23 protein-coding genes are annotated in these 22,355 nt (G+C 72.7%); 16 read left to right on the top strand and 7 right to left on the bottom strand.

Annotated elements, in window-relative coordinates:
• Window positions 1-93: 93 nt before the first annotated feature.
• On the top strand, window positions 94-984 hold the full coding sequence (locus E4P40_RS03710; RefSeq protein ID WP_135157430.1) for a bile acid:sodium symporter family protein: 891 nt from the start codon (window positions 94-96) through the stop codon (window positions 982-984).
• Between the two features lie 6 nt (window positions 985-990).
• Here the strand turns inward: E4P40_RS03710 and E4P40_RS03715 are convergent, their stop codons facing one another.
• On the bottom strand, window positions 991-2,004 hold the full coding sequence (locus E4P40_RS03715; protein WP_135157432.1) for an iron-containing redox enzyme family protein: 1,014 nt from the start codon (window positions 2,002-2,004) through the stop codon (window positions 991-993).
• A gap of 73 nt (window positions 2,005-2,077) precedes the next feature.
• On the opposite strand from E4P40_RS03715, the gene E4P40_RS03720 reads away from it, so the two are divergent.
• The 4 genes from E4P40_RS03720 (at window position 2,078) to pucD (ending at window position 6,685) form a co-directional block, all read left to right on the top strand.
• Complete coding sequence (locus E4P40_RS03720; RefSeq protein ID WP_135157434.1) at window positions 2,078-2,923, top strand: SDR family oxidoreductase; 846 nt, start codon at window positions 2,078-2,080, stop codon at window positions 2,921-2,923.
• 108 nt (window positions 2,924-3,031) lie between these two features.
• Window positions 3,032-3,916, top strand: a complete 885-nt coding sequence (locus E4P40_RS03725) for an FAD binding domain-containing protein (protein WP_135157436.1) — start codon at window positions 3,032-3,034, stop codon at window positions 3,914-3,916.
• Between the two features lies 1 nt (window position 3,917).
• Window positions 3,918-4,388, top strand: a complete 471-nt coding sequence (locus E4P40_RS03730; protein ID WP_135157438.1) for a (2Fe-2S)-binding protein — start codon at window positions 3,918-3,920, stop codon at window positions 4,386-4,388.
• Window positions 4,385-6,685 carry a xanthine dehydrogenase subunit D gene (gene pucD, locus E4P40_RS03735; RefSeq protein ID WP_135157440.1) on the top strand — a complete coding sequence of 767 codons (2,301 nt, stop codon included), beginning with the start codon at window positions 4,385-4,387 and terminating at the stop codon, window positions 6,683-6,685. Before E4P40_RS03730 ends, pucD begins: the two co-directional genes overlap by 4 nt.
• A gap of 86 nt (window positions 6,686-6,771) precedes the next feature.
• Here the strand turns inward: pucD and E4P40_RS03740 are convergent, their stop codons facing one another.
• Both E4P40_RS03740 and E4P40_RS03745 read right to left on the bottom strand, forming a co-directional pair.
• The gene (locus tag E4P40_RS03740; protein ID WP_135157442.1) at window positions 6,772-7,134 is read right to left on the bottom strand and encodes a hypothetical protein; all 363 of its coding nucleotides are present in this window, start codon (window positions 7,132-7,134) and stop codon (window positions 6,772-6,774) included.
• A complete protein-coding gene (locus E4P40_RS03745; RefSeq protein ID WP_135157444.1) occupies window positions 7,131-7,424 on the bottom strand; it encodes a hypothetical protein in 294 nt (97 codons plus the stop codon). The genes E4P40_RS03740 and E4P40_RS03745 overlap by 4 nt, the downstream gene beginning before the upstream one ends.
• Before the next feature lie 197 nt (window positions 7,425-7,621).
• Between E4P40_RS03745 and E4P40_RS03750 the strand changes: the two genes are divergently transcribed.
• A complete protein-coding gene (locus E4P40_RS03750; RefSeq protein WP_135157446.1) occupies window positions 7,622-7,975 on the top strand; it encodes a response regulator transcription factor in 354 nt (117 codons plus the stop codon).
• A gap of 168 nt (window positions 7,976-8,143) precedes the next feature.
• On the top strand, window positions 8,144-9,535 hold the full coding sequence (locus E4P40_RS03755; RefSeq protein WP_135157448.1) for an ATP-binding protein: 1,392 nt from the start codon (window positions 8,144-8,146) through the stop codon (window positions 9,533-9,535).
• On the opposite strand, the gene dctP is transcribed toward E4P40_RS03755, so the two are convergent.
• Window positions 9,528-11,348, bottom strand: a complete 1,821-nt coding sequence (gene dctP / locus E4P40_RS03760; protein ID WP_167762095.1) for a TRAP transporter substrate-binding protein DctP — start codon at window positions 11,346-11,348, stop codon at window positions 9,528-9,530. The genes E4P40_RS03755 and dctP overlap by 8 nt on opposite strands.
• Before the next feature lie 143 nt (window positions 11,349-11,491).
• On the opposite strand from dctP, the gene E4P40_RS03765 reads away from it, so the two are divergent.
• From E4P40_RS03765 to E4P40_RS03790, 6 genes are all read left to right on the top strand, one after another.
• Window positions 11,492-13,252 carry a histidine kinase gene (locus E4P40_RS03765; protein WP_135157452.1) on the top strand — a complete coding sequence of 587 codons (1,761 nt, stop codon included), beginning with the start codon at window positions 11,492-11,494 and terminating at the stop codon, window positions 13,250-13,252.
• Window positions 13,240-13,884, top strand: a complete 645-nt coding sequence (locus E4P40_RS03770; protein ID WP_135157454.1) for a response regulator transcription factor — start codon at window positions 13,240-13,242, stop codon at window positions 13,882-13,884. Before E4P40_RS03765 ends, E4P40_RS03770 begins: the two co-directional genes overlap by 13 nt.
• Before the next feature lie 102 nt (window positions 13,885-13,986).
• Window positions 13,987-14,406: a glyoxalase superfamily protein gene (locus E4P40_RS03775; RefSeq protein ID WP_135157456.1), complete on the top strand. Its 420-nt coding sequence runs from the start codon at window positions 13,987-13,989 to the stop codon at window positions 14,404-14,406.
• On the top strand, window positions 14,396-15,361 hold the full coding sequence (locus E4P40_RS03780; protein ID WP_135157458.1) for an RNA polymerase subunit sigma-70: 966 nt from the start codon (window positions 14,396-14,398) through the stop codon (window positions 15,359-15,361). Before E4P40_RS03775 ends, E4P40_RS03780 begins: the two co-directional genes overlap by 11 nt.
• Window positions 15,362-15,674: 313 nt before the next feature.
• The gene (locus E4P40_RS03785; protein WP_135157459.1) at window positions 15,675-16,211 is read left to right on the top strand and encodes a DUF1353 domain-containing protein; all 537 of its coding nucleotides are present in this window, start codon (window positions 15,675-15,677) and stop codon (window positions 16,209-16,211) included.
• Window positions 16,212-16,254: 43 nt separating this feature from the next.
• Window positions 16,255-17,379, top strand: coding sequence for a 5-methyltetrahydropteroyltriglutamate--homocysteine S-methyltransferase (locus E4P40_RS03790; protein ID WP_135157461.1), 1,125 nt, complete (start codon window positions 16,255-16,257; stop codon window positions 17,377-17,379).
• 3 nt (window positions 17,380-17,382) lie between these two features.
• On the opposite strand, the gene E4P40_RS03795 is transcribed toward E4P40_RS03790, so the two are convergent.
• Window positions 17,383-17,775 carry a VOC family protein gene (locus E4P40_RS03795; protein WP_135157463.1) on the bottom strand — a complete coding sequence of 131 codons (393 nt, stop codon included), beginning with the start codon at window positions 17,773-17,775 and terminating at the stop codon, window positions 17,383-17,385.
• Between the two features lie 142 nt (window positions 17,776-17,917).
• Between E4P40_RS03795 and E4P40_RS03800 the strand changes: the two genes are divergently transcribed.
• Window positions 17,918-18,646, top strand: a complete 729-nt coding sequence (locus E4P40_RS03800; protein WP_135157465.1) for a glutamine amidotransferase — start codon at window positions 17,918-17,920, stop codon at window positions 18,644-18,646.
• Window positions 18,647-18,655: 9 nt separating this feature from the next.
• On the opposite strand, the gene E4P40_RS03805 is transcribed toward E4P40_RS03800, so the two are convergent.
• Entirely contained in the window at window positions 18,656-18,964 is a 309-nt protein-coding gene (locus tag E4P40_RS03805; protein ID WP_135157467.1) for a hypothetical protein, read from the bottom strand.
• Between the two features lie 277 nt (window positions 18,965-19,241).
• Here E4P40_RS03805 and E4P40_RS27900 point away from each other — a divergent pair, with 277 nt between their 5' ends.
• Together E4P40_RS27900 and E4P40_RS03815 are read left to right on the top strand one after the other, a co-directional pair.
• Window positions 19,242-19,787 (top strand): hypothetical protein, encoded by a 546-nt coding sequence (locus tag E4P40_RS27900; protein ID WP_167762096.1) that lies wholly within the window; start codon window positions 19,242-19,244, stop codon window positions 19,785-19,787.
• A 67-nt stretch (window positions 19,788-19,854) separates the two neighbouring features.
• The gene (locus E4P40_RS03815) at window positions 19,855-20,745 is read left to right on the top strand and encodes a DUF4349 domain-containing protein (RefSeq protein ID WP_135157469.1); all 891 of its coding nucleotides are present in this window, start codon (window positions 19,855-19,857) and stop codon (window positions 20,743-20,745) included.
• A gap of 80 nt (window positions 20,746-20,825) precedes the next feature.
• Here E4P40_RS03815 and glnA read toward each other — a convergent pair whose 3' ends face one another.
• A complete protein-coding gene (gene glnA, locus E4P40_RS03820) occupies window positions 20,826-22,259 on the bottom strand; it encodes a type I glutamate--ammonia ligase (protein ID WP_135157471.1) in 1,434 nt (477 codons plus the stop codon).
• Window positions 22,260-22,355 lie beyond the last annotated feature (96 nt).

Here is a 22,355-nt window from a genome sequence, read left to right on the forward strand (position 1 = left end):
CGCACCTGCGGGATCGCTGTGGCATGGGCCACGATGCACGGGACGTCCCGCCGGGCGGCCACCCCGGCCCCCGGCGCCTGATCGGAGGGCCGCATGGGTTCCGCGCTCACCACCGTCCTGCTCCCGCTGGCCCTCGCCCTGGTCATGTTCGGGCTGGGGCTGTCCCTGACGGTCGGCGACTTCGCCCGCGTCGGGCGTCAGCCCAGGGCCGTGGTCATCGCGTTGGTCCTGCAACTCCTCGTCCTGCCGGCGATCTGCTTCGGCCTGGTCCTGGCGTTCGACCTGCCGCCGCTGCTCGCCGTGGGCCTCCTGCTGCTCGCGGCCTCCCCGGGCGGCACGACCGCGAACCTGTTCAGCCACCTCTACCGCGGTGACGTGGCCCTCAACATCACGCTGACCGCGGTCAACTCGCTGATCGCCGTGGTCACCCTGCCGGTCGTCACCAACCTGGCGATCGCGTACTTCGACCCCGCGGACGGCGGCAGCCTCGGGTTGCAGTTCGGCAAGACGCTCCAGGTCTTCGCGGTCGTCCTCGTCCCGGTCCTCCTGGGCATGCTGGTCCGGCAGCGGGCAACGGCGTTCGCCGAGCGGATGGACAAGCCCGTGCGCATCGCCTCGGCGGTGGTCCTGGCGCTGGTGATCCTGGGCACGATCATCGCCGAACGGGAGAACGTCACCGGCTACATCGCCGACGTCGGCCTGCCCGCGCTGTTGTTCTGCCTCATCAGCCTCACGCTCGGGTTCGTCGTCCCGCGGGCCCTGGGCGTCGTCCGGCGGCGGGCGATCGCCAGCGCCTTCGAGATCGGGGTGCACAACGGCACGCTGGCCATCGCGATCGCGATCAGCGTGCTGGACAGCGTCGAGCTCGCCGTCCCCGCTGCGGTCTACAGCTTGATCATGTTCCCGGCGGCCGCGGTGTTCGGCTGGGCGATCACCCGCTCGACCGGCCGCACGGCCGACGAGGAGACGACCGTCGCGGCCTGACCCCCGTCAGGCGGCGAGCGGGCGCTCCCGCCGGAGCCCGGAGCGGCCGGACTCCCATGCACCGAGCAGGTGGTGGGCGGCGACGGCGTCCATGGCGAGGGAGCAGGCGGCGCCGAACAGGACGTCGGCGGCCAGCTCCGGCTCCTCGGCGACCAGCGACCCGCACATGTCGACCGAGGCGATCTGCTCGTGCACGGCGTCGGCCTCCACGTGCTCGTCGTAGAAGACGGTGACCCGCTCGTCGAAGCCGAGACGGCGGAGGCCGGCCGAGTAGCGCCGGCTCGGCTCCGACGACGTCATCTCGACCGCGGCCAGGTGTCCGAGCGCGGCGCCCCGCCAGCGGCGGTGCAGCCCGAAGAGGCTCATCGTGTTGACCGAGGCGAAGGCCGCGGCGGGCGCCTCGTCCCACAGCGCGCCGTAGGTGGCGTCGAGGTCCAGCGAGCGCATCATCCCGGCGAACAGCGTGCTGTGCATGCGCTCGGCGGTGCCGCCGCCGTACTCGTCGGCCTGGATCTCCACCATCGACGACTTGGTCCGGCCGGAGAGCCGCGGGATCGCGAAGCTGTGCGGGTCGCCCTCCTTGAGGTGGTACACCGAGCGGAGCGCCAGGTACTCGCGCCACTGCTCGAGCGTGCCGTTCTTGGCCATGAAGGACGACAGGGACGGCCCGTCGTCGGCGGCGATGAGCGCGGTGAGCTGGCGGTCGATGGGCTCGTCGGTCACCGCGAGGGGGCCGACGAGGTCGCGCAGCGCCGCGAGGTGCCGCTTCTCAAGGGCCGCGCGCAGCCGCAGCAGTGCCGGATCCCACTCCCAGGCGTCGGAGACCTCGTCGAACCCGCGGTAGTGCAGCTCGTAGCAGACCGCCAGGCTGAGCTGCAGGTCCTCGTCGGTCAGCGCCGGTGCCCGGTCGGCCGCCAGCCGGTCGCCGCGCACGATGCTCGTGGCGGACAACGAGGTGCCGGAGGCCAGATCGGAGAACAGGGCCTCGGTCAGGGGGCCGCGCGGTTCGGGCAGGTGCATGCCCCGATTCTGCCCAGCGCAGGCAGTTCGATGCGTCCAGGCATGTGATGTCCCCCGTGGGTAGGACACCCGCATGCCCGATCTGAGCAACCGCGTCGTCCTCGTCACCGGCGGCAGCGCCGGCATCGGCCGGGCGACGGTCGCCGCGCTCGCCGCCGCCGGCGCCCGGGTCGTCACCTGTGCGCGGGACGGGGAGCGCCTCGAGGAGGCGGTGGCGGAACTCCCCCGCGTGGCCGCGGTGGTCGCCGACGTGGCCGGCGCGGGGGACCGGGCGGTGCTCATCGACCGGGTGCTGGCCGAGCACGGTCGCCTGGACGCCGTCGTCCTCAACGCGGGCCTCGGCTGGGCCGGCCTCGTGGAGGACATGCCCGGGGAGGCCGTGGAGGGGATCGTCGCCCTCAACCTCACCGGCGCCGTCGAGCTGACCCGGCTGGCACTGCCGCACCTGCTGGCCTCGGCGGGGGAGCGGGGCCGGGCGGACGTGGTCGCGGTGTCGTCGATCGCCGCCTGGGCGCAGGTCCCGCCGCTCACCGTCTACTCCGCGACCAAGGCGGGGCTCGACGGGTTCGTGAAGGGACTGCGCCGGGAGGTCACGGCCCGGCGCGTGCAGGTGCACTCGGTCAACCCGTTCTTCGTCCGGACCGAGTGGTTGGCCCGGGGGCACGGCGCGCCGCCGCGCTCCGACGCCGACGCGCGAGGGCGCCTCTCCCGCGGCATCGCGCCCGAGCGGGTGGCGGCGCAGATCAGCGGGTGCCTGACGGCTCCCCGTTCGCGCACGGTCGCCGTCCCCCGGTGGGCCGGGCTGGCCCGGCTCGGCGAGGTCACCCCGGTCAACCGGCTCCTGGACGCCGTCCTCTCGCGGCAGACCGAGCGGATCCGGACCCTCGCCGCCCGATCGGTGCAGCGGCGGGTGAGCTGACCGGGCTTGATCACCGGTCCGGTAACAGAGGTCGTGGCGCCCTTGCCACACCAGGCCCGGGACGGTTGTCTCCCAGGAAGACTTCCGGCGAGCCAGCGAGGGACACCGATGGACTTCCTGCAACCGACGTCGTGGGCCGACGCCCTCGCCGTCCGTGCCGAGCGCCTCGACGCCGTCCCGATCGCCGGCGGCACCGACGTGATGGTCGACGTCAACTTCGACCGGAGCCGTCCGGGGGCGCTGCTCGACCTCGGCCGGGTGCCCGAGCTGCGGGAGTGGACCCCCGAGGACGGCTGGATCCGGCTCGGCGCGGGAGTGCCCTACTCGCGGATCATCGACGACCTCCGTGCGCAGCTGCCGGGCCTGGCCATGGCGTCGCGGACCGTGGGCTCCCCGCAGATCCGCATCCGCGGCACCGTCGGGGGGAACCTCGGCTCGGCGTCCCCGGCCGGCGACGCTCACCCGCCGCTGCTGGCGGCCGGCGCGGTCGTCGAGGTGGCGTCGGCGGCGCGCGGCGCGCGGCGGATCCCCGCGGCGGACTTCTACCTCGGCGTGAAGCGCAACGCTCTCGAGCCGGACGAGCTGATCTCCGCCGTCCTGGTCCCGCCGGCGGCGGGGCCGCAGCAGTTCTGCAAGGTCGGCACCCGGAACGCCATGGTCATCGCCGTCTCGGCGTTCGCGTGCGCGCTGCACCCCGACCGCAAGGGGGTCGGCACCGGCATCGGTTCGGCGGCCCCGACGCCGCGCCGTGCGGTGGACGCGGAGATCTTCCTCGCGGGAGAGCTCGAGGACGCCGGCCTGTGGGAGTCCCGCGGTCAGCTGCCCGAGGCGCTGGCCCGCGCCTTCGGGGAGCGGGTCGCCGAGGCGGCGTCCCCCATCGACGACGTCCGGGGGAGCGCGGCCTACCGCCGCCACTCGCTGTCGGTGATGGCGCGGCGGGCCGCCACCTGGGCATGGGCCGAATACCAGCGCGATCTGCGGAAGGCGGCCTGACATGCGCATCACCACCACCGTCAACGGCACCGAGCACGAGGTGGACGACGTCTGGGCCGGTGAGAGCCTGCTCTACATGCTGCGCGAGCGCATGGGCCTGCCCGGCTCGAAGAACGCCTGCGAACAGGGCGAGTGCGGCTCCTGCACCGTCTACCTCGACGGCGAACCGGTCTGCTCGTGCCTCGTCGCGGCGGGACAGGCCGCCGGGCGGCAGGTGATCACGGTCGAGGGTCTCGCCACCGACGACGGGCTCCATCCGGTGCAGGAGGCGTTCGTCGAGTGCGGGGCCGTGCAGTGCGGCTTCTGCACGCCGGGCCTGCTGGTCGCCGCCCACGACCTGCTGGCCCGGGTGCCGGACCCCTCCGACCTGGAGATCCGCGAGGCGCTGGCCGGCAACCTCTGCCGGTGCACCGGGTACGAGAAGATCCTGGACGCGGTCCGGCTCGCCGCGGAGCGGCAGGCGCAGGCATGAGCACCGACGCCGGCACGCGGACGACGACGACCACCACGACGCCCGGCCGCATCGGCGACAGCCCGCTCCGGCCCGACGGCACCCTCAAGGTCACCGGTGAGTTCGCCTACGCCAGCGACCTCTGGCACGACGACATGGTGTGGGGCGTGACTCTGCGCAGCCCGCACCCGCACGCGCGGATCCGGCGGATCGACATCACCGAGGCGCTCACGGTGCCGGGCGTGACCGCGGTGCTCACAGCCGACGACGTCCCGGGAGAGAACGCCTTCGGCCTCGAGCACGCCGACCAGCCGGTTCTCGCCTCCGAGTTCGTGCGCTACGAGGGAGAGCCGGTCGCGCTGGTCGCGGCCGACCACCCGGAGACCGCCCGCCGGGCGGCCGCCCGCATCCGGGTCGAGTACGAGGTCCTGCCCGCGGTCACCGACCCGCGGCGGGCCATGGACGACGACGCCCCGGCGGTGCACCGTCCCGGCAACCTGGTGCGCCACCTGAAGCTGCGGCGGGGTGACGCCGAGGCGACCGCGCCGGTCGTGGTGTCGCTCGACTTCGAGGTCGGCATGCAGGACCAGGCATTCCTCGGCCCGGAGTCCGGGCTCGCCGTCCCGGCGGAGGACGGCGGGGTCGACCTGTACGTGGCGACGCAGTGGCTGCACGTCGACCAGAGGCAGATCTGCCTGGCGCTGGGCATGTCGAGCGACAAGGTGCGCCTGCACCTGGCCGGCGTCGGCGGCGCGTTCGGCGGTCGCGAGGACCTGTCCGTGCACGTGCACGCCTGCCTCCTGGCGCTGCGCACCAACCGTCCGGTCAAGATGTCCTACAGCCGGGAGGAGTCCTTCTTCGGCCACGTGCACCGGCACCCGGCGACGCTGTCGTACGAGTTCGGCGCCCAGCGCGACGGCACCCTGGTCTACGCCCGGGCTCGCGTCCTCCTCGACGGCGGCGCCTACGCCTCCTCGACCGCCGCGGTCGTCGGCAACGCGGGCACGCTCGGGCTGGGCCCCTACCGGATCCCCAACGTGTCGGTCGACGCCTACGGCGTCTTCACCAACAACCCGCCGTGCGGGGCCATGCGCGGGTTCGGCTGCGTGCAGGCGGCGTTCGCCCACGAGGCGCTGATGGACGAGCTCGCCGACGCCGTCGGGCTGGACCGGGTGGAGATCCGCCAGCTCAACGGCATGCGCGAGGGCGATCTCAACATCACCGGCCAGGTCATCGACTCCGCCGCTCCGGTGGCCGAGCTGCTGCAGATCGTGCGGGACATGCCGCTGCCGCCCGAGCTCGGCGAGGACCCCGACCTCCGCTCGCTGCCCGGTTCGGTGGGCAACGCCACCCACGGCGAGGGAGTCGTGCGTGGCGTCGGCTACGCGGTCACGTACAAGAACGTCGGCTTCTCCGAGGGGTTCGACGACTACTCGACCGCCCGGGTGCGGCTGGAGATGACCGGCGGCGAGGCCGTGGCCACGGTGCACACGGCGGCTGCCGAGGTCGGCCAGGGGCTGATCACCGTCGAGCAGCAGATCTGCCGGACCGAGCTCGGCGTCGAACGCGTCGTCGTCCATCCGAAGAACACCGCCGTCGGGTCCGGCGGCTCGACGTCGGCGTCCCGGCAGACCTACGTGACCGGTGGTGCGGTGCAGGCGGCCTGCGAGGCGGTGCGGACGGCGGTCCTCGAGCGGGCCGCCCTCGCGCTCGGCCGCCCGGCCGGCGACCTGCGGCTGGACGGCGAGAAGATCGTCGGCACCGCCGGCGACGTCCTCATCAGCCTCGGCGACGTGCTCGGTGAGGACGCCGTCGAGGAGACCGTCGAGTGGCGGCACCGCCCGACCCACGCCATCGACCCGGAGACCGGGCAGGGCGACGCGCACGTGCAGTTCGCGTTCTCCGCGCACCGGGCGGTCGTCGACGTGGACGTGGAGCTCGGGCTGGTGAAGGTCATCGCCCTCGACACCGCGCAGGACGTGGGCAAGGCGATCAACCCCGACGCCGTCCTGGGCCAGATCCACGGCGGGTCGGCGCAGGGGATGGGCCTGGCCCTGATGGAGGAGATCGTGGTGACCGACGGCCACGTGCGGAACCCGTCGTTCACCGACTACCTCATCCCGACGATCCTCGACATGCCGCCGATGAAGGTCGAGGTGCTCGAGTACGCCGACCCGCACGCGCCGTACGGCGTCCGTGGGGTGGGGGAGCCGCCGACGATCTCCTCGGGGCCGGCCGTCGCAGCCGCCGTCCGCGCCGCTACCGGGAAGCCGCTGCGCCGGGTGCCGATCCGCCCGGAGCACATCACGGGCACCTGACACGCCTGAGTTGATCATCGTCAGGTGGCTGCCACCGTCGGCGTGGCGGACAGCCACCTGGCGATGATCGACTGCGGATCCCTCCCTCAGGTGAGGGCGTCGCAGATGGCCGTGTCGATCGCAGTGGGGTCGGAGTAGGCGTCGTGCACGCCTCCGCTCGAGGCGACCACCTCGAAGTCGGCGCCGGGAGCGAAGGTCACCCGCCCGGTGTCCTGCAGCACCAGCCGGCCGCCACCCGGAGCGTGCGCCAGGTAGATGGCCCCGACCTCGGTGAGGGTGCGTGAGATCGGGTCGCCGGGGACGGCATACACGTAGTGGCGGTTGAAGTGACCGGAGATCGTCAGGCTCGGGCCGTCGCCGGTGGGCGACAGCGAGAACACGTCGCCGGGGTAGTCGAGGTGGACGACGGTCTTCGTCGCGCGACCGTCGGCGGTGTGCCACCTGGTCATCCGCTCGCGGGCGGTACCGAGAGGTAGACCTCCTGCCCGTCGCACTCCAGTCCGATGGGCACTCCTGAGTAGGAATCGGCGTAGCTGCCCTGGCAGGTGATGCCGCTGCCGGCTTCCCAGCAGCTCCAGGGCGCGAAGTCGGGGTTCAGCGTCGGCACCATGAGCGCCGGGTCCACCTGCGTCGGAGGCTTCGCCTCGGCGACGGTGGCCGGCAGGAGTGCGGCGACGGCCAGCACGCCGAGGGCCAGTCGGCGGGTCCGGCGCAGGCGGGACGAGCGGGTTGCGGGCACGGGAACTCCTCAGGGATGTCCGGTCGGGTGCCGAGAGTCCGGGGGCGGTGTCACGTCCTCGGATCGATGTCCTCGGTATGGGGACGACGCTAGGAATCCCGTGGCCGGCGGTCGTCCGGGGCAGCTCGGCCATCCCCGCGACGAGCACTGCGGCTGGCCCCAGTGTGCTGGACGTCGCGACCTGCCAGCATCGGGCGATGAGCCCGACGGTGCTGGTCGTCGACGACCACGCATCCTTCCGTGCCGCGGCCTCTGCGCTGCTGGAGGCCGAGGGCTTCACGGTCGTCGGCGGGGCCGGTGACGGGGAGGAGGCGCTCGCCCAGGTCGGGATGCTGCGCCCCGACGTGGTGCTCCTCGACGTCCAGCTCCCGGGGATCGACGGCTTCGAGGTCGCCCGTCGGCTGGCGGCCCTGGCCTTCCCCCCGGCGGTGCTGCTCATCTCCAGCCGGGCGGAGGCGGAGTACGGCGACCAGGTGGCCCGGTCCCCGGCGCGCGGCTTCCTCGACAAGTGGGCGCTGTCCGGCGCGGAGCTCGCCCGGCTGCTGCCGTGAGGCGGCTCGAGGTCCTCGGCTGGTGCACCGCCATGGGAGCCGGCCTCGCCATCGACCTGGTCGTCTACGGGCCGGGGAACCCGGTCGGCTGGCTCCCTGACGTCGCGGTGGGGTGGGGCCTTCCTGGGCGGGGCCCTGCTGCTGCGCACGCGCGCCCCCGCGGAGCCGATGGGGGTGCTCATCGGCGGGGTGGGTCTCACCTGGTTCCTCGGCACGCTGGTACCGGCCCTGGTGTTCGTGCACCGGGGCGTCCTGGTCCACGTGCTGTTCGCCTTTCCGACAGGGCGGCTGTCCGGGATCGGGCGGGTGGCAGTCCCGGTCGCGTACGGAGTGGCCGTCAGCCAGGGGACCTGGGGCAACGAATGGACGACGATCGGGCTCACCGTGGCGCTGCTGGCGGTTGTCGCGGTCCACCGAGGGAGGGCCGTCGGGCCCGTCCGCCGGGCTCGCCACCAGGCCACCGTGGCCGCAGCCGCCCTCGGGTTGCTGTTGATCGCTTCCGCGCTGGCGCGGCTGGCGTTCCCGCTGGGCGACGCCGACGGGGTCACCCTCCTCGGCTACATGGTGGCGCTGCTCGGGGTGGCCGTCGCCGTCACATCGGGCGCTGACCGGGCGCGCTGGCGCACGGCTCCGGTCACCGATCTGGTGGTGCAGCTGGGCGGCGAACGATCGGGTGCCGTGCGCGACGCGCTCGCCCGGGCGCTGGGTGACCCCAGCCTCGAGGTCGGGTACCGGGACGGCGGAGGTTTCGTCGACGCGGCCGGGCGACCGGTGGTGGTGCCCGCCGGCGACGCCGGACGGGCGTCCACCTTGGTGCAGCAACTCGGCGAGCCGGTCGCGGTGCTGGTGCACGACCCCGTGGTCCTCGCCGATGCCCAGTTGCTCGACGCGGTCGCCGCCGCCGCGCGACTGGTGGCGCGCAACGACCAGCTGCGAGCCGACGTGGAGGCGCGGGTGGCCGACCTCGAGGATTCCCGGCGGCGGCTGGTCGCCGCTGCGGACGGGGAGCGCGGTCGACTCGCGGATCGGCTCGCCGAGGGCGCGGAGCACAAGCTGGCCGCCCTGGCCGAAGGTCTGGCAGGGGTGACGTCGGACGACGACGGCGTCGACCGGGTGCGGGCGGAGCTCGATCGCACCCGCGCCGACCTGCGCCGCTTGGCCGCCGGGTTGGACCCGGTCGGTGCCGGGGGTATCGAGACGGCGCTGCGCGACCTGGCCGCACGCTGCCCGGTCCCGGTGGACGTGGACGTGGACGCGATGGCGCGACCGCTCGCGGCGCAGGTGGCCCAGGCGATGTGGTTCGTCGGTGCCGAGGCCGTGGCGAACGCGGTGAAGCACGCCGGTGCCACACGGATCGGCATCGTGCTGGCGGCGGACGACGACGCGGTCGTGCTGACCGTCACCGACGACGGCGCCGGCGGTGCGGACCCGGGGACCGGTTCCGGACTCCGTGCCCTCGTCGATCGTGTCGACGCGCTGGGCGGATGGCTCGGGGTGCAGAGCCGCCGGGGCGGGGGGACGACGGTGCTGGCCGCCGTCCCCGCGTTTCCCGTCAGCTGATCCGCCGCCACGGCAGGCCCCAGTAGGTCTCGTTGAAGAGGATGGACGGCTGGATGGCGGTGAACCTGATGCCGTCGGCCGTCGGCTCCCACCTGCCCATGAAGACGAGCTCCTCGACGGGGCACAGAGGCGGACCGGTGATGAAGGCGATCCGCGACCCTCGCACCTCGTACGTGCCGCCGCAGTCGGTCGGGTCGGCCCGGCCGTCCACGTGGTGCACCCAGGTGCCGTCCTCCACGGTGAAGGTCGACAGCCCTCCGTTGTAGAAGGCGTCCCTGGGGTCGACGCCCGCGGCGATCAGCTGGTCCTCGGTCATCTCCCAGCGGTACACACCCTCCGGGAGCGGCCGCGCCGCCTGGATCTCCTCGATCTTGCGCCACGGCACACTGTGCAGCAGTTCGCGGACCAGTTGGTCGGCCGGATCGTTCGTGACGCGACTCCGGACATCGGTCCAGCTGATCTCCGCTCCGTCGAGAGCCGGACGGGCCTCCCACCTTCCGCCGCACTGCGGCTCCTCGACGAACTGCAGCACGCCGTCGTCGAGACTGTAGGTGCCCTCGCACACCTGTTCTCCACGTCGGGACCGCCACTCCCACCGGGACGACCCGCCGTCCAGGGTGACCGTCTGGACGCCGAGCTCCTCGGCTGCCTCCGTCTCCGACAGGCCGGCGTCCAGGCCGTCCTGGTAGGTGACCTCGTAACGCCACACCCCGTCGTACCTGCCGAGGTCATCCGGCGAGCTGGCCACCGGGGTCGCGTCCGCGCAGGTGGTGCCCGCAGAGGGCGGTTCCGAGGACGCGACGATCTCGGTGATCCGGGCCAGGAGCGGGCCGGTCGACTCGTCGGCGGCCAGGCGATCCCGCACCGGCTGGGTGGCCGCCGCCATCGCGGCCTGCTGCTCCGCCGTGGCGACCACCACCTCGAGGCCTTCGGCGCACACCGCAGCCAGCTCGTCGGCATCGGAGGGACGGGTCTCGATGCTGTGTTCCAGCGTGTCGTCGGCCGCCGTGAGGAGCAGCTCCCGCTGCTCGTCGGTCAGCGCCTCGAGCGCCTCGGTGTTCGCGACCAGCACGTTGGCCTTGGCGTAGGGGGTGAGGTTGCCCGTCAGCACGCCGCGCCACGGCAGGGACGACACGTAGGCCGCGCTCGTCTCCGCGCCACCCAGGCGTCCCTCCCGGAACAGCGTCTGCATCTCCTCGCCGCCGATGTCCAGTGGCGTCGCGCCGAGAGCCTGCAGGGTCTCCCACGACAGGTCCGACAACGGCGTCCGGATGCCGACACCGGCGAAGTCGGCGGGTTCCAGCAGCGGCTCCGCGAAGCTCGCCGGGTGACGTAGGCCCTCGGGGAACAGGCCGAGCCCGCTCACTCCCAACTCGTCCAGGCCGGACAACATCTCCTCGGCGACCGGATCGCTCACGACGGCGTCCAGCGCCGAGTCGCTGGTCACCAGGAACGGCGCCTGCAGAGCCTGCAACGTCGTGACGCCGAGGGTGTCCCACGACCGGGCCGGGATGAACCCGAGGTCGGAGGTCCCCTCGATGACCTGCTGAGCGGCGACCTGGTCCCAGGACGCTCCCCCGTCGCCGACGCCCCATTCGACGTCGACCCGCACCCGGCCCTCGGAGCCCGACGACACCTGTTCGGCGAAGTACTCGACGTCCCGGCTGCCAGGACGGCCGGGTTGCTCGGGCGAGGCGAGGCTCAGCGTGAGCACGCCCCCCGAGCCACCGCCCTTGTCCACCTCCCCGGCGGAGCAGCCGGCCACCACCACGCCGACCAGGAGAACCGACGCGGACGTCCTCGGGACCTTCATGGGCGTGCCCTTCTGGGAGTTGGAGCTTCCGAGGCTCGTCGCCCACGCCCGTGCTTCCATCGGAGCCACCCGGGGATCCGGGGATCCGCGACCTGTGGCTGACCACAGTCGAAACGGCACGGTTCGGTGCCACACTCGCCAGCATGGCAGCGGCGGCACCGGTTGCGGGGGGCTCGCGACCTCTGCCCGACGTGGCCGGGGTCCTCGCCCTGGCCGTCGCGCTCGGGGCGGGCGTCCTGGCGTCCACCGGTCTCCCGTCGAGCGAATCCCTCGTCACGAGCTATGCCATGGCGTCCGCGACCGGCCGCACGCTGGGTCTGCTCGCCGGTGGTTGCCTGCTGACCGCAGGGGCGCTCGCCGTCTGGTTCGGCCGGTCATCCCCCGTGGGCGTGCTGCTCGTCGCTTCCGGGGTCCTCTGGTTCGCACCGGACTGGGCCGGTTGGGAGGGCGGTCCGGGAGTGGTGCGCGGGTTGGCCACGCTGGTCACCCCGCTGCTGCCGGTGGCGCTGCTCGGCCTGCTGGCAACGCTGTCCGGCGCCCGCCGCCGCGGACCGGTAGCGGCTGCGGCCGTGGTCGGCGCGCTGAGCGTCGGGTTCGCGGTCGTCGACGACCCGTTCCTGGATCCGGTGTGCTGGCCGACCTGCTCGGACAACACGCTCCTGATCTCCAGCCAGCCAGCCCTCGCGGATCTGCTGGGCGTGGCCTTGTCGCTGGCCTCGATCGGGGTCGCCGGTCTGGCCGGGTTCGGTGCAGGGAGAGGTCTGCTCGCAGCGTCGTCGGTGGCCCGTCGCTGGAACGGTGCGCTCCTCGGTGCGCTCGTGGCGGTCGCAGCCGTCGAGGTGGCGTACGGCCTCGCCGCGCTCCTCGGGACGGAGACTGCCGATGACCCTCTCTTCGTGAGGATCCACGTCGCGCGGGCGGTCGCCTGGTCGTTGCTGGCGCTCGCGGCGGCGTGGACGACGCATCGGCACCTCGCCCGCCGCCGATCGCTGGCCGGCCTGGCCGCCGAGCTGGAGACGACCGGCGGCCCGCTCCCGCTGGCGAGCACGCTGCGGTCGGTCACCGGCGATCTCGACCTGGACGTGCGGTACCCGGTCGGCCACGACGAGCGGCAGGTCGGTGCCGACGGCCGGACCGCGCCGACGCAGCCGGGACCGGGGCGGACAGCGACGCCCCTCCGACGGGGGGAGCGGACCGTCGCCGTCCTCGTGCACGACCCGGTCGTGCTGCCGGTCGACGCGCTCGACGCGGTGCTCGGCCCGGCCGCGCGGCTGGCGCTGGACAACGAGCGGCTCTCGGCGGAACGGCTGGCCCGGGCCTACGACGTCCAGGAGTCCCAGCGCCGCATCGTGCGTACCGGCGACGAGGCGCGCCGGAGGCTGGAGCGCGACCTCCACGACGGCGCCCAGCAGAGTCTGCTGGCGCTGTCCTACCTGCTGCGACTGACGCGCACCACGGCCGAGCGGGCGGGGGAGTGGAGGGCGGTCGCCGAGCTGGACCGCGGGCTGTCGCTGGCGCAGGGAGCGCTGGACGACCTGCGCCGGCTCGCGCACGGCATCCACCCGGCGGTGCTCTCCCAGTCCGGCCTGGCCGTCGCCCTGCGTGCGCTCGCGGAGGAGACCCTGGTGCCGCTCGAGCTCGAGAAAGTTCCGGACGAGAGGTTCGACGCGAGCATCGAGCTGGCCGCCTGGGTCGTGGTGCGCGACGCCGCCGACCGCGCAGGACGGGACCCGTCGGCCGCGCTCGTGGTCCGCGCGGGCAGGGACGGCGACCGGCTGGTCGTCGAGGTGGACGGCGCCGGTGACCGGCTGCCGACGGTGACCGCCGACCGGGTCGGCGCGCTCGGGGGGCACCTCCTGGAAACGGCGACCGGGTTACGGGTGGAGCTGCCGTGCGCGTCGTGATCGCCGACGACACGATGCTCACCCGGCAGGGCATCGCCGGTGTCCTCGCCGACTGCGGGATCGACGTGGTGGCGGCCGTTGGCGACCCGGAGTCGCTGATCCGGGAGGTCGACCGGACGAGGCCGGACGCCGCCGTCGTCGACATCAGGATGCCCCCGATGCACACCGACGAGGGCATCCGGGCGACCGCGCGGCTGCGGGGAGCCCACCCCGCCCTCGGGGTGCTTCTCCTGTCGGCCTACGTCGAACCCGAGTACGCCGTCCGGCTCCTCGAGGACCACCCCGGCGGCATCGGGTACCTCCTCAAGGACCGGGTGTCGGACGGCGTGCTGCTGGTCGACGCGCTGCGCCGGTTGTGTGACGGGGAGACCGTGGTCGACCCCACGATCGTGTCGCGGGTGTTCGAGCGGCGGCGGCGGGTCGATCCGCTCGCCCAGCTCTCCGACCGCGAACGCGAGGTGCTCGGGCTGCTCACCGAAGGTCTCTCCAATCGCGCCCTCGCCGCCCGGCTGTACGTGACCGAGCGGACCGTGGAAGCGCACATCACCTCGATCTTCGGCAAGCTCGGCCTGGTCGACGGGCCGGGGGTGCACCGTCGCGTGCTCGCCGTCCTCACCTACCTGCGGGCCTGAGACCGGCGTGACGATCGGGCGACCTCATCGCCGGACCGATGAGTTCCCGGGACGCTGCCGGTTCCACTCCTCATCAACCGACAGCGAGCGAAGGAGCAGGTCATGGACTGGAAGCTGGAAGTCGTCATCGTCCCGGTGACGGACGTGGACCGCGCCAAGGAGTTCTACGGCGAGAAGCTGGGTTTCCCGGTGGATGTGGATCACCGGGCCGATGAACACTTCCGCGTCGTGCAGGTCACCCCGCCCGGGTCGGCCTGCTCGATCGTCTTCGGCAAGGGCATGGGCAGCGACGTGAAGCCCGGGTCGCTCAAGGGCAACCAGCTGGTGGTCAGCGACATCGAGGCGGCGCACTCCCACCTGGAGGCCAACGGCATCGCAAACGGCGGCATCGTCCACTTCGAGGCCGGTCGCATGGCGCCCGGCCCGGACCCGGCGCGCCAGAAGTTCGGTTCGTTCATCTACTTCGACGACCCCGACGGCAACACGTGGGCGGTGCAGGAGGGTGAGCGGGATGGCAGCTGAGGCGGCGACGCTGTCCGAGGCCGACCTCGATGCCGCCGCCACGAGCCACCGGCGCGAGCTGCACGTGCACTGCTACCGGATGCTCGCCTCCTTCGACGACGCCGAGGACGCCGTCCAGGAGACGTTCCTGCGGGCGTGGCGGAGCCGGGCGACGTTCGACGGGCTGCACCTGCGGGCCTGGCTGTACCGCATCGCCACGAACGTCTGCATCGATCTCATCCAGGCGCGCAAGCGGCACGTGCCGGAGCTGACCTCCTACGCCGAGATCGGGTGGCTGACGCCCTATCCCGACCGGCTGCTCGACCAGATCCCGTCCACCGACGACCAGCCGGACGCCGTGGCGGTGGCGAGGGAGACGATCGAGCTGGCGTTCCTGGCGGCGCTGCAGGTGTTGCCGCCGCGCCAGCGGGCGGCCCTCCTCGCGCGGGAGGTGCTCGGCCTTCCGGCGGCCGAGACGGCGGCGCTCCTGGACACCAGCGTCGCCGCGGCGAACAGCGCCCTGCAGCGGGCGCGGGCCACGATGCAGGAGCACCTGCCCTCGCACCGTTCCGACTGGACGGCCGCTGCGCCCAACGCGGCCGAGCGGGAACTGCTCGACCGGTTCATCGACGCCCACCAGCGCTGCGACGCGGCCGCCGCCGTCTCGATCGCGGCGACCGACCTGCGGGTGACCATGCCGCCGGCGCCGATGGTCTTCGACGGGCTGGCGGGGTTCCAGCCACTGCTGGAACGGGCATTCGGCCCGGGCCGCGACGGCGACTGGCGGCTCCTGCCCACGTCGGCGAACCGGATGCCGGCAGCGGCCAGCTACCTGCGCCGGCCCGGGGACACCGAGTTCCGTGCCTTCAAGCTCGACGTGCTGCGCGTGGAGGGCTCGGAGATCGCCGAGATCACGACCTTCGGCTACTCGATGTTCGAGCTCTTCGGCCTCCCGTCGGTCCTGCCGCGCTCCTGAGCTCGTCGGCTGGTCAGGCTCGTGTGCTGCGCGAAGGCCTCGCGCACGGTTCTCGCGTCGCGGTGCATGCCAGGAGCCCGGCGAGCAGCACGCACCCCTGGCACGGACGCAGCAGCCTGCTCGGGACGGCGCAGGCGGCCAGGTCGGCCCCGGCGTCCTGGGCGGTCGCGCCGCCGCGCGGTTGGCGATCGTGCCACCGGTCGCCAGCACGCTCACCACCGGCACCGGTCCACCTGGTCCTCCGTCAGGTGGCGGGCCCGTACCTCCGCGTGTCGGGAAGCCGCCCCCGCGCAGGTCGACGCAGAGTGAGCGGGTGCCGTTCGAACCCGGAACTCTCGTCGTCCGCAGGGTCGGCCCCAACACGTGGGCGCTCGTGGAGGAGCTCGTCTACCGGGGGCGCCGGCAGCGGTTCGTCGTCCCGGCCGGCTTCCGCACCGACTTCGCCTCCGTGCCCCGGGTCGTCACCTGGCTCGTGCCGCGGTTCGGGGCGTACACCCTGGCGGCGATCCTGCACGACTGGCTGTGCGGCGAGGGCATCCGCTCGGGTGCGGTCAGCCCTCCCGAGGCCGACGGCATCTTCCGGCGGGTCATGCGCGAGAGCGGGGTGCCGGTGCTGCTCCGCTGGATGATGTGGGCCGGCGTGCGCTGGGGTGCGTTGACCGATGAGGAGCGGCGGCCGGGCTGGCTCGTCAGCGCGCCGGCGGTGCTGACCATCTCGGTGCTGGCGGCCCCGCTGGTCGTGCCGCCGGTGGTCGCCATCGCGCCAGGGCTGGTGGTGTACGCCGTCGCGGAGTGGCTCGTGTCGCTCGTGGCGCCGACCCGCAGGGCCGAGCTGGTTCTCACCACGTGAGCGAAGGCTGCGGGCCCGGCGCGTCTGCACCAAGCTCAGGGTCATGACAGACAGCTCCGGACCGCCGTTCCGCGCCGACCACGTCGGCAGCCTCCTGCGCCCGAAGAACCTGCTCGACGCCCGTGCCCGGCACGCCGCGGGGGAGATCGACGACGCCGAACTGCGGGGCATCGAGGACGAGGCGATCGCCGACGTCGTGCGCGTGCAGGCAGACGTCGGCCTGCGGACGGCGACGGACGGGGAATTCCGCCGCGCCTCGTGGCACATGGACTTCATCTACGCGATCGACGGCATCACGAAGGTGACCGACCAGAACATCGTCGTCCACTTCAAGAACAGCGACGGGTCGCTCGACTACACGCCGGCGGGCCTCCACGTGGACGCGCCGCTCCGCATCGACGAGCCGATCTTCGCCGCCGACTTCGCCTACCTGCAGTCGGTCGCGGGGGAGGGGCAGACGCCGAAGCTGACGATCCCGTCGCCGTCGATGGTCCACTACCGCGGCGGGGCGGCGGCGATCGATCCGGCGGTCTATCCCGACGAGGACGCCTTCTGGCACGACCTGTCGGCCGCCTACAACCAGCAGGTCCAGGGCATCGCCGCGCAGGGCTGCACCTACCTGCAGTTCGACGACACGAGTCTGGCCTACCTCAACGACCCCCAGCAGCGCGCCGAGCTGGCCGCCCAGGGCCGCGACGCCGAGCACCTGCACGAGCGGTACATCCGCCAGATCAACGCCGCCCTCGCCGGGCGGCCCGAGTCGCTCACGGTCACGACCCACCTGTGCCGCGGCAACTTCCGCTCCTCGTGGGTCGCCGAGGGAGGGTATGACTTCGTCGCCGAGGCGCTGTTCGGCGGGCTCGAGGTCGACGGCTTCTTCCTGGAGTACGACGACGACCGGTCCGGCGGCTTCGAGCCGCTGCGGTTCGTCCCGCCGGGCAAGCGGGTCGTGCTCGGCCTGGTCACGACGAAGCGTCCCGAGCTCGAGCGCAAGGACGACCTCAAGCGCCGCATCGAGGAGGCATCGGCCTTCGTGCCCCTGGAGCAGCTCGCGCTGTCGGGGCAGTGCGGCTTCTCCTCGACCGTCGAGGGCAACTCGCTCACCCGTGACGAGCAGATCGCCAAGCTGGCGCTGATCGTGGAGACCGCCGAGGAGGTGTGGGGCTGACGATCAGCCGGCCGAGGTCTCCTGGTCGACGCACAGGATGTTGCCCTCGCTGTCCTTGAACCAGGCGGCGCGGCCCATGCCCTGCATCGACGCGATCTCGCCGTCCCACTGCACGCCCGGCATGTCGTAGACCTCGAACGTGACGCCCTTCGCCTTCAGGTCGTGGACCTCCGCCTCGATGTCGTCGACGTGCCACTGGGCGATGGTGTGCCCGGCCTGTCCCGCGTAGTCGGTCCGGTAGACCTGGAACGCGGTGCCGCCGGCGGTCCGGTACATCAGGACCTCGCCGCCGAGTTCCCGGGTCGGGGTGAGGCCCAGCTTCTCCGCGTAGAAGGTGCGGGCGCGCTGGAGGTCGCTCGCCGGAATGTTGGCCTCGACCCTGCTGGCACTCAGCATCGGTGTGCTCCTGACTGGCGATCGGAGTCCCCCGCGATGACGAGGCCGGAAGCTAGTCCTGTCCGGAGCTCGCGCCAACAGAGACCACCGCGTCCGGCGAGCGGAGGGTGCCCGGTGGGCGGGCGGCCTAGGATCGGCGCCCGTGCGGCCCTTCCTCCTGCTCTCCTCGCGTGCCGAGGACGTGGCCGCCGACGGCGAGTACGAGGCGTTCCTCCGGTTCACCGGTCTGGCCCCGCACGAGCTGCGGCGCGTCCGGATGGAGGCGGCCCCGCTGCCCGAGCTGGACCTCGACGACTACTCGGGCGTGCTCGTCGGCGGAGGACCGTTCAACTCCAGCGATCCGCCGGCGGAGAAGTCCGCCGTCCAGCACCGCGTGGAGCGTGAGCTCGCGGTGCTGCTGGACGAGATCGTCGCGCGTGATTTCCCGTTCTTCGGTGCCTGCTACGGGGTCGGCACGCTCGGCGTGCACCAGGGCGGCGTCATCGACCGCACCTACGCCGAGCCGATCTCAGCGGTCCGGATCCAGCTCAGCGAGGCCGGCATCGCCGACCCCGTGCTGGCCGGCATGGCGCCGGAGTTCGACGCGTTCGTGGGGCACAAGGAGGCGTGCAGCGTCCTGCCGCCGAACGCCGTGCTGCTGGCGTCCTCGGCCGCCTGCCCGGTGCAGATGTTCCGGGTGAAGCAGAACCTGTACGCGACGCAGTTCCACCCCGAGCTGGACGTGCCGGGGATCGTCACGCGGGTCCACGTCTACCAGCACGCCGGCTACTTCCCGCCCGACGAGATGGACGACCTGATCGCCCGGATCACGCCGTCGGTGGTCACCGAGCCCGGGCGGATGCTGACGAACTTCGTCGCACAGTACGCCTGACAGCGGTGCTCAGACCGTCGGGTCGGCGTCCGGGCGGAACGGCGGCACCGGGTTGAACACGTCCAGCGTGTAGCGGTCGAACCGCTCCAGCGAGCTCCTGGTGAACTGGCCGACCCGGCCCAGACGCGTGGTCGCCTGCCCCGGACGGCGGTTGCTCTGGTCGCGGGTCGGGGCGCGCCGTCCGGTCGGTCGCGGGGCCGCGGGCATCCGCACGTGGCGGCTCTCCGTTCCGTGCGGGAACGTGCGGGAGGTGTCAGCGGGGACGGCGCCGGGGAACTGGTCCCCGTGGTCGTCATAGGTCCTGATCGATGACGTCATGGTCGGTTCTCCGTCTCGGGTCCGGCGACCGGGTCGCCGCGGGTGGGGCGAGACAGCTGTGTCTGCGCAGATCCAGGGAAGCCGCATCGCTGCGGGCCGGCGTCACTGCCGGGAATCGGGCCTCGCGCGCCTCCCGCTCTGCGGTGCGCCTCGATGGGCCGGTCGGCTCCAGTCTAGGAGCCCGGCGTTGCCGCCCGGTGTCCTCGGCGGGAAGCCGCGGTGACGTCCATCGCGCCGGTCGGCCGCCGACGGCGCCCATCCCTGCGACGATGAACCGGTGACCTCACCGGCGGGCCGACCGCCCCGGTGGGCCACCGTCGCGCTGCCGATCGCGCTCGCCGGGCTCGTCGTCGTCGTGGTCGGCGCCTACCTGGTCGTCGGCGGACGGCGGGATGCCGGCCCTCGGCCGGGCACCTCGTTCCCGGCCGGCACGCAAGCGCCGTCGTCCGAGCTGGAGGGGGAGTGGTCCGGCGAGGGGGCGCTGACCCGCTGCGCCGGGTACGAGGACGACGGCTGCCCCCGCACGCTCTCGATCACGCTCGCGATCGACTGCTCCGGCGACCCCTGCACGGTGACGCCCTTCGAGCCCGCCTACGGCGAGCCGCCGCTGCGGTTCGAGGACGGCCGGTACCGCGCGGCCGGCCCCGTTCCACCGGAGCTCGCGCCGACCTGCGGTGGGGTGCCCACCCGCAGCGCGCTGTGGCGACTCGAGCTCACCGTCGTCGGTGGACGCCTGGGCGGGACCTACGAGGAGTCCACGCTGCAGGGCTTCAACTGCGGTGCCACCGGGGTGGAATGGGACGTCGCCCTCGACCGCACCTGACCGGACGTCGTCACGATTGGGCATCGACGCTGGTCGGCGGCCAGATCACCGGCCTACCGTCCGGACCATGAGGTCCTCCCTCAGCACGGTGGTCGCGGCGCTGGGCCTGGCGCTGCTCGTCGGCTGTTCCGGCCCGGGCACGGTCTCCGGCGGCGCGGACAGCGGCTCCGCCGGGGGTGCGAGCGTCCCCGAGCCTGCCGGTCCGGGGAAGCCCGAGAGCGCACCGGAGGGACCGGCTGCCAGTGATGCCGACCGGCAGGTGGTCACGACCGCCTCGGTCTCCCTCGCCGTCGAGGACCCGGCCGATGGCGCGCAGCGGGTCAGCGAGCTGGTGGAGGCCGCCGGGGGCCGGGTCGACGAGCGCAGCGAGCAGGCCGCGTCCGGGGAGGACGGGGTCGAGGGCGCCGTCGCCGACCTCGTGGTGCGGGTGCCGGCGGACGCACTGACCGACGTCCTCGCCGATCTGAAGGACCTCGGCGACGTGGAGAGCGTGTCGGTGTCCCGCTCCGACGTGACCACCACGGCGGTCGACCTGGACGCACGGATCTCGGCGCTGCAGAGCTCGGTGACGCGACTGCAGACCTTGATGGACGCCGCGACCTCCACCGAGGCCCTGCTGGCGGCCGAGTCGGCGCTCTCCGAACGGCAGGAGCAGCTGGAGTCGCTGCAGTCCCAGCGCGCGCTCCTGGCCGACCAGGTGGAGCTCTCGACGCTCCGGGTGCACCTGAGGCCGTTCGGCGTGGCGCCGGCCGGGGGGCCGGACGGCTTCACCGACGGGCTCGGCACCGGCTGGCGGGCCCTGACCGCCGCCCTGGGCGCCACCGTCGTCGTCCTCGGCATCCTGCTGCCCTGGCTGGGGGTGGCCGTCGTGATCGCCGCGGTGGTGCTGGTGCCGCTCCGCCTCGCGCGGCGGCGGGCCGCGGTCGAGCCGCCGGCGCCGGTGCCGCCCCCGGCGTAGGCCGACCGCGCTCTGCCCGGACAGCACCGCGGCCCCCGACCTGGCGAGGAGGTCGGGGGCCGCGGCGTCGGTACGACGACTCAGATGTCGTAGTACATGGCGAACTCGTGCGGGTGCGGGCGGAGGCGGATCGGGTCGATCTCGAACTCCCGCTTGTACTCGATCCACGTCTCGATGAGGTCGGGGGTGAAGACGCCACCCTCGATCAGGTAGTCGTGGTCGACCTCGAGCCGGTCGAGGACGGCGTCCAGCGACGCGGGCACCTTGTCGATACCCAGAGCCTCCTCGGGCGGCAGCTCGTAGAGGTCCTTGTCCACCGGGGCCGGCGGCTCGATCTTGTTCTTCACGCCGTCGAGGCCGGCCATCAGCATCGCCGAGAAGGCGAGGTACGGGTTGGCCGACGGGTCGGGCACGCGGAACTCGATGCGCTTGGCCTTCGGGCTGTCGCCGGAGATCGGGATGCGGCAGCAGGCCGAGCGGTTGCGCGCGGAGTAGACGAGGTTGATCGGCGCCTCGTAGCCCGGCACCAGGCGGTGGTAGCTGTTGACCGTCGGGTTGGTGAAGGCCAGCAGGGACGGCGCGTGCGCCAGCAGGCCGCCGATGTAGTGGCGGGCGGTGTCGGACAGGCCCGCGTAGCCGGTCTCGGCGTGGAAGAGCGGCTCGCCGTCCTTCCAGAGGCTCTGGTGGCAGTGCATGCCGGAGCCGTTGTCGCCGAACAGCGGCTTGGGCATGAACGTCGCCGTCTTGCCGTAGGCCCAGGCGGTGTTCTTGATGATGTACTTGAACAGCATCAGGCTGTCGGCCGAACGCAGCAGCGTGTCGAACTTGTAGTTGATCTCCGCCTGGCCGCCGGTGCCGACCTCGTGGTGACCGCGCTCGAGCTCGAGGCCCGCGTTGGTCAGGTTGGTCATCATCGTCGACCGCAGGTCGCTGTAGTGGTCGTAGGGCTCGACCGGGAAGTAGCCGCCCTTGGCCCGGGTCTTGTAACCCAGGTTGGGGCCGCCGTTCTCGCCGGTCAGGGCGCCGGAGTTCCACGAGCCCTCGACCGAGTCGATGTGGTAGTAGCCCTCGTTGATGCCGGTCGAGTGCCGGATCGAGTCGAAGATGTAGAACTCGGCCTCGGGACCGAAGTACGCGGTGTCGGCGATGCCGCTGCTGGACAGGTAGGCCTCGGCCTTCTTCGCCACGTTGCGCGGGTCGCGGCTGTAGGCCTCCCGCGTGATCGGGTCGTGGATGAAGAAGTTGACGTTCAGCGTCTTGTGCCGGCGGAACGGGTCGAGGAAGGCGCTGTTCGCGTCGGGCAGCAGGAGCATGTCCGACTCGTTGATCGCCTGGAACCCGCGGATCGAGGAGCCGTCGAAGCCCAGCCCCTCGGAGAACGTGTCCTCGCCGAACGTCGACGCCGGGATGGTGAAGTGCTGCATGACGCCGGGAAGGTCGCAGAAGCGGACGTCGACGTATTCGACGTCGTTGTCGCGGATGTAGGCGGCGACCTCGTCGGGACTGTTGAACATCGATCCTCCGGGATTGGGCGGACTGCCGACCCGCAAGTTACGAGCGCGGAGTTGCCCCTGGGTGTCCCGAGTGTTTCGGAGCGGTAACACCGCCCC

The organism is Blastococcus sp. CT_GayMR20 (assembly GCF_004570345.1).